Below are 5,226 nucleotides of genomic sequence, written 5' to 3' on the forward strand. Positions count from 1 at the left end.
TTCTTCAATATATCTCTGAAATCGCGTCCTGAGTGCCAATGGCAAAGGTGCTGACATGATCCATCCTCCCAAACAGGATGAATCACATCTGATCCCTCAAGGGAATCCCCAGCGATTCAGGTTCAAACCGAAACGCTTTAATGCGATCCGCGCGCAAGAAGTGCTGACTTTGCACAAAGACTATTTCCGGCTGCGCAAGCCTATCGAACGCCGGGTCTACGAAATTGCCCGCAAGCACTGTGGACGACAGCCGACTTGGTCCATCAATTTGGATTTGCTTCATAAGAAGTCTGGATCAAAATCCTCTCTCAAAGAATTCCGACGATCACTGAGGCAACTTGTAGAAGGCGATCACCTCCCTGACTATTCAGTCTCGTTCAAAGGCGATACTGATCTCATTGTCTTCGTTAACCGCGGATCAATGCATAAAGAAGTGATGTTGGTAGAAGGTCCCCGCATCGCGCTGTCATCAAAGGCGTATGAAGACGCAAGAGAGGTAGCACCTGGCTGGGATATTTACTTGCTCGAAAGTGAATGGAAGGGTTGGATGATGGACGGTGGGCTGGACGCACCGAAGAACCCAGATCGGGCCTTTGTGGGCTTTTGCCGGAAATGGTTCGAGAAGCGTGGGCGTCCAAGGTAAAAGGCGACCAGTATTTGTAACTAATTGCACTTATCCGGCGCTCGGATTGCAATCATTGTGATTTTTGGCTCGGGTGAGGCGCAGCCGAGGTAGAGCCCGGTTCAGCTGAAGCTGAACGCCCCGTTTTTTTCCATTGGCCGTCGATCCGTCTTCGCTGTACGACATCCCAATGCCACTACCAATGTCTCATTCATCCTTTTTACAGAATGGCGTTCGCTATGATTTGGCGCATTTGACAGCGTTTGCAGCAGGTATGCCTAATCGCGGGGAAAAGCCTGATCAGACCCTTGGCATTGTCGTTGCGTTCTCAAACCATGTTTATACTAATCGTACCAAGTACGGGGACCAGCACGACTTTGTTGATCACCACGGAACTAAGCGAACCTTTGACCATGATCGCTTTAAGATGTCTCTGAAGCTGCCAGATCTGATCAAAGCGGCCATCGCTTCAGACACTTTGACGTTCATTTCGCATAGCTTTGGCGGCAACAAGAATCTGATGTTGATTGAAACCGATGAGGGCAGACAGTGGTCTGTTGTCTTTTGTTTTGAATCTATCCCAGGAGGCGTTCGTATGGAGGTTTTGTCTACGCACCCGCGTGTTGTGAATGAATCGCAGAAGAATCGCCGCCATTTGAGCTATTTTGCCCGCATGTGCCTGTTCAATCAGATCAGAGTGCCCTAAATTCGAAAGGCCCAGCCTAAGCTGAGCCTTTGAATTAGTTGTCCATTACCGTGGTATGCTAGACCCTCTGCCGAGGCTTTGGGTTGACATGACAGTGACCTCTAAAGTCGAACCTGCCTGCCAAAAACATAGTGTTTTGTGCCCACATTGTCAAGATAATCGGTCATGATCCACTATGGGGATGCAACGCACTGTACCTTCACTTGTTGCTATCGATCCACCTGGACATGAGGCTCTTGTCTTTGAAGCATTCGTGGGGGACTTCGCTGCGCTTGTAGCGGGCGATGCGTTCTGCAAAGGCCACCTGCTTTGATGATGGGTAGTCGTCAAAGGGCGATGTTTCGCGCTTTTTGCCTTGGTTGCGATCTATCCAACGTGAAAGGCGGTGCCGGTCTTGTTGGACGTCCCATGGCAGCACAATGCCGGATCGCTGCGCAATTGATCTTGCAAAACTCAGCTGTTTCTCCGTGACGGGCAACTGATGATAATCGTTGCTCTGCAACTGTGGCTGAGTGTTGGTTGCTGGTGCTGAATTGAGCATGTGAACCTCCATGGATATCTTGATCAAATATAGAACATAACAGGAACATTTTCAAGATTATCGTTCTCAACCCCTTATCTTGTTGGTTCAACAGGCTCCAACAGACCGTGGAACGGGCTTCGTGCATCCGACGATGCATGATGCCGCCAGCGGCATTGCGCCTGTGCGATGCGAAGCCACAGGATTGCTGCTGGCAAATGGGGAGGACCCTGAGGTCTTCCCCTTTGCTGCGGCGGTAGCGATCAGTCGCTGTCGCCCTGCTTGGGCTCAAAAAGGATGATTTCGCCGTTTGTTGGCAATGCGAAGAGCTGGATCTTCATGACTGACTTTGCGTTGTCGGCCTGGGGGAATGCGACGCCGACTCTGTGGAAGCGTGTTTTACCGTCTGTGCCTTCGACTGGTGTAACTGCGTTGAGGTAGTTCATATCGTGTCCCTTTCGTTTTCGATGCAAATCTCTTGCGGCCCCAATTGCGGCCGGATGTCAGGCGCAACTTTGTCTCGCGCGGAATGGGCGCGCAGCGTGCAGGGGAAAGTTGTGCTTGAAGGCACCCGCGTGCCGGCATTTGGTCCAGGGGCCGGATCTTGCATCTTCCAGAAAACGAGAGGGACACGATGTGCGCGTCTTATCGTTGTTTCGCAGTCCAGGTCGAAGGCGCAGATGGCATTTTACCGACAAACCGCAGTTGCGTTCCGTCGACCACCGCATTCCCTTTCAGTCATGATGATCTTGCGGGCGATGCCGACGTGCTGATCACATCAATCTAAGAGCCCAAATTGCGCGCCACCTGTTGTTGGCTTTGACGCTGCAAGATTTTTGACCGCTCTTCCCGCAGCTTTTCTTGCCGTGCCTGCTCCTCCGCCGCTTCAGCACGTTGTTTGGCAAAGGGATGTCCATTTGCGGCAAAGAACACAGGGGCCACCGCTGTGAAGGCCGATGTATGGACCTCCAGGGACAGGGAGTTGCGCTGCTAGCGCAGCAATAGCGCCACGGGAGGAGTTCGTCGATACGTGTGATCGTGTGGTCTGCGATTTTGGCGAGGACCCAAGTGAGCCAGGCTTGCGGATTAACGCCGCTGAACTTGGCGGCTACAACCTTTTGCCTGCCATTGATGAAAGACCTTCGACCAAGAGTATTGTCGTGTATCTGCGAGATGCAGCTACCCTAGAATCTCAATAGCGAAAGGACTATATTTTCAATAAAAACAATAACTTACATTGTTTTTATTGTTGATTGTGGCTGGCGGTTCGGTTAGTCTCCGAGTATGGGACGCGGCTATAGGCCGCTCATAGCAAAGGAGCATTACCCATGAACGCAGTTTCCAATTTCGTTACCGATGGCCCTCAAAAAGTCCTGCTGGCCGACACCTATGTTTCCGAACACAACCCCCGCGCAACCGAAGACGTTGACGAGGACTCGATTCAGGAGCTTGCCCAGACGATCATTGCAAGTGGTTTGATCCAAAACCTCTGTGGCCTGATCGACGCTGATGGAAAAATCGGCATCGTCGCAGGGCGTCGGCGCTGGCTTGCATTGCAGATCGCGGTCAAGGAACGGGCTGATCTGGAACAGATCGATGTACGAGTGACAGATGATCTTCAAACAGCGCGTAGCTGGGCGCTGCTGGAAAACACTCAACGTGTGGATATGGATATCGTTGATAAAATCCGGGCTTATGCAGGGTCGAAGGAACGCGGCCTGACAGTGGCACAGATTGCCAAAGCGTATTGTGATACAGAACAGGACGTTTACCGCTTTATCGCACTCGGCAACCTGCCCTCTCCCGTGTTGGAGGCTCTGAAAGTTGGTGACATCAGCTTTAGCGACGCAAAGGCATTCACCATTTGCGACGACGAAGAAAAAGTCTTGAAGGTGCTGGATCAGGCCATCAACGGTTACGGATGGTCTTCCTACCAGATCAAACGAGCATTGAACGACGACAAGCTGGACGCCAACTGCCGAAGCATGAATTTTGTTGGTCTGGAAGCCTACAAAGGTGCCGGTGGAACACTGACGACCAACCTCTTTGATGAGGATGCAACCGTCGACAACCCAGAACTTCTGGACGAGCTTTTCGAGGCCAGGTTATCATCAAAGGCGGAAGCGCTGCGAGTAGAGCTTCGCTTCGCATGGGTTGAGACTATCGCTGACAATTATGCGACCACGCACGATCTAACCCGCAATGGAACCTACAGCGCGCTTTCGAAAGTGCCGGGTGTCCTGACAGACGATCAGCAGGCCCGGTATGACGAACTCAAAGACACTCAGTGGTGGAATCTCGAAGACGACGAAAAGGCCGACAAAGAGGCCCTGAAAGAAATCCTCGAAGGTGATTACTCGGAGGAACAACGCGCCCTGTCTGGCATTGTGGTCTATGTCACTTCGCGGGGAGACGTTTCGTCCGTCATTGGACTTGTGAAGGCTGAGGATCGCCAAAAGGCTGTCGATGCAGGGTTCCTCAAGTCTGACGAGGTTCTGGCAGCAGAACGGGCCGCAAAGGAGGCTGCAGAGGCGCAAGCCAAAGTGGATGCCAAGTCGCCATTCGCCAACAGCTTTATTGAAGACATGACCGCTATCCGTCTGGCGGCTTTCCAAACAGCCCTGTTGCGTAAACCCGAACTTGTTCTGGATTTGCTGGCATTCGGCCTGTCGCGCGGCTCGACATGGGGCACCGAGACAATGGCTGTGCGCTTTGACGTGCAGCGCAACAAGCCTCAAGGGGAGGACGAGAATTTCGGCCTACACCCTGATTTAGGGGGCCAACGCTCGGATGAAATCGAAATCGAGTTCGACGCCAACACGATGCACGAAACATTCGAAGCTTTTGTTGCCAAGGGTAAGAAGTCGCGCAATGCAACGATCACATCATGGTTCGCCCGAGCGTTCAAAACTCAGGAACAGGACTTCATGTCGTATATCGCAGATAAATCAGGCGCAAACATGCGCGAAGTTTGGACCCCAACCGCTGCAAACTGCTTCAAGCGCCACAAGGGTTGGCAACTGGATGATTTATTCCTGATGCTACTAAACCGGGACAAAACCGACGAACAGTACAAGGCGTTTGTGAAGCTGAAAAAGGGTAAGAAAGACGAAACGATACATGATCTGTTCCACGACGTTGATGTTCAGGCAGTCTACAAAGTGACGCCGGAACAGAAGGCGCGAGAGTGTCCGATCTTCTGTGTATGAGTAATTTGGCCCATGCTTCCTTAACGAAGTGTCAACGGCGGCGTAAAACCCTGCCACTGTGGCGGAGCAAAAGTCGGCCACTTGGTGGCGCGCCTTGGGGCGTGATGCCCTCAAATAGCAAGCACGTTCCAAGGCGCGTTGGCCGTTAGGCCAATCAGATGATGATTAG

At 52.1% G+C, this 5,226-nt stretch carries 6 protein-coding genes; 3 read left to right on the plus strand and 3 right to left on the minus strand.

All coding sequences use genetic code 11. From position 1 onward, the window contains the following. The first annotated feature begins 55 nt into the window (after positions 1 to 55). Together ACFWW2_RS20995 and ACFWW2_RS21000 are read left to right on the plus strand one after the other, a co-directional pair. On the plus strand, positions 56 to 643 hold the full coding sequence (locus ACFWW2_RS20995) for a replication initiator protein A (protein WP_393931491.1): 588 nt from the start codon (positions 56 to 58) through the stop codon (positions 641 to 643). A gap of 169 nt (positions 644 to 812) precedes the next feature. Then, entirely contained in the window at positions 813 to 1,328 is a 516-nt protein-coding gene (locus ACFWW2_RS21000) for a hypothetical protein (protein ID WP_393931493.1), read from the plus strand. 199 nt (positions 1,329 to 1,527) lie between these two features. On the opposite strand, the gene ACFWW2_RS21005 is transcribed toward ACFWW2_RS21000, so the two are convergent. The 3 genes from ACFWW2_RS21005 to ACFWW2_RS21015 form a co-directional block, all read right to left on the minus strand. Then, a complete protein-coding gene (locus ACFWW2_RS21005) occupies positions 1,528 to 1,881 on the minus strand; it encodes a hypothetical protein (RefSeq protein ID WP_393931495.1) in 354 nt (117 codons plus the stop codon). 230 nt (positions 1,882 to 2,111) lie between these two features. Then, a complete protein-coding gene (locus ACFWW2_RS21010) occupies positions 2,112 to 2,294 on the minus strand; it encodes a hypothetical protein (protein WP_393931497.1) in 183 nt (60 codons plus the stop codon). A 327-nt stretch (positions 2,295 to 2,621) separates the two neighbouring features. Next, positions 2,622 to 3,023 carry a transposase domain-containing protein gene (locus ACFWW2_RS21015; protein WP_393931501.1) on the minus strand — a complete coding sequence of 134 codons (402 nt, stop codon included), beginning with the start codon at positions 3,021 to 3,023 and terminating at the stop codon, positions 2,622 to 2,624. Between the two features lie 153 nt (positions 3,024 to 3,176). Between ACFWW2_RS21015 and ACFWW2_RS21020 the strand changes: the two genes are divergently transcribed. Continuing rightward, positions 3,177 to 5,057 (plus strand): ParB/RepB/Spo0J family partition protein, encoded by a 1,881-nt coding sequence (locus ACFWW2_RS21020; RefSeq protein WP_393931499.1) that lies wholly within the window; start codon positions 3,177 to 3,179, stop codon positions 5,055 to 5,057. Positions 5,058 to 5,226: the final 169 nt, after the last annotated feature.

It is taken from the genome of Yoonia sp. R2-816, assembly GCF_046762905.1.
Classification (GTDB): Bacteria; Pseudomonadota; Alphaproteobacteria; order Rhodobacterales; family Rhodobacteraceae; genus Yoonia.

Excerpts from the sequence above, each read along its gene's own strand:
- ACFWW2_RS21010 (WP_393931497.1), bottom strand. The coding sequence starts at position 2,294 with ATGAACTACCTCAACGCAGTTACACCAGTCGAAGGCACAGACGGTAAA.
- ACFWW2_RS21000 (WP_393931493.1), top strand. The coding sequence starts at position 813 with ATGCCACTACCAATGTCTCATTCATCCTTTTTACAGAATGGCGTTCGC.
- ACFWW2_RS21005 (WP_393931495.1), bottom strand. The coding sequence starts at position 1,881 with ATGGAGGTTCACATGCTCAATTCAGCACCAGCAACCAACACTCAGCCA.
- ACFWW2_RS20995 (WP_393931491.1), top strand. The coding sequence starts at position 56 with ATGATCCATCCTCCCAAACAGGATGAATCACATCTGATCCCTCAAGGG.
- ACFWW2_RS21020 (WP_393931499.1), top strand. The coding sequence starts at position 3,177 with ATGAACGCAGTTTCCAATTTCGTTACCGATGGCCCTCAAAAAGTCCTG.